This window comes from Vibrio sp. MOR3, from assembly GCF_001557775.1.
Taxonomy (GTDB): Bacteria; Pseudomonadota; Gammaproteobacteria; order Enterobacterales; family Vibrionaceae; genus Vibrio; species Vibrio jasicida.
In genome coordinates, this window is the sequence record NZ_LNRD01000050.1 from 1 (window position 1) to 664 (window position 664).

Sequence of the window (664 nt, forward strand, 5' to 3'; positions counted from 1 at the left end):
ACTAACGCCCTGTTAAGGTGTGAGCAACGCAATACCGAAGCTACCGCATACCACCTTAAACACTAAACGCAACGCATAGTAAAAATGCCACGCGTTGCGAATCACTCTTAAACAGATTGTTATGCGTTCACTTCCCAAGCACCCAATTTACTACGTTGTCTTGGTAATCCTCGCTTGACTGTTGAAGCAAAGGCTCTTTACTGAGCAGTGACAAAATTACAGAAATAGCATAATCACCAGCAGCAACCTCTCGAATTAGTCGAGTTATATGAGATTTAAAGTAGTTTTCATCAATTTTTGTATCCAAGCATCCAGTTAAACCAATAGCTAAACTATGAGCTATTTCATTTCTCGCCTCTCTCGCAGCATGAAGGATGTCTTTTACGTCATCAGCGATTGGAAGTGATTCTATATTTTTATATAGGGCTCGGAATTTACCTATCAACTCTGTCGCATAATCCTCGAATTTCTGTCGATCAACGACCATTACAAACGAGTTTTTCAGTTCAAGATATTTGGATGTATGATCGCACAAGTGATCAAAACGAGTTGCAACTATCAAGCAACGTCCAAGTATTGCCTGTAGTTCTTCCGTATTTTCTGTAATTTCAAAATCGTCTAAATAAATACCTGGATTCATAATTTCCCTCTGACGCATAACGCC

Annotated in this window: 1 protein-coding gene; it reads right to left on the reverse strand. The window is 39.5% G+C overall.

The genetic code is table 11. From position 1 onward, the window contains the following. Positions 1-127 precede the first annotated feature (127 nt). Positions 128-664: hypothetical protein (locus tag ATB76_RS26870; protein WP_081095005.1), on the reverse strand; the 537-nt coding region annotated here is incomplete at its 5' end.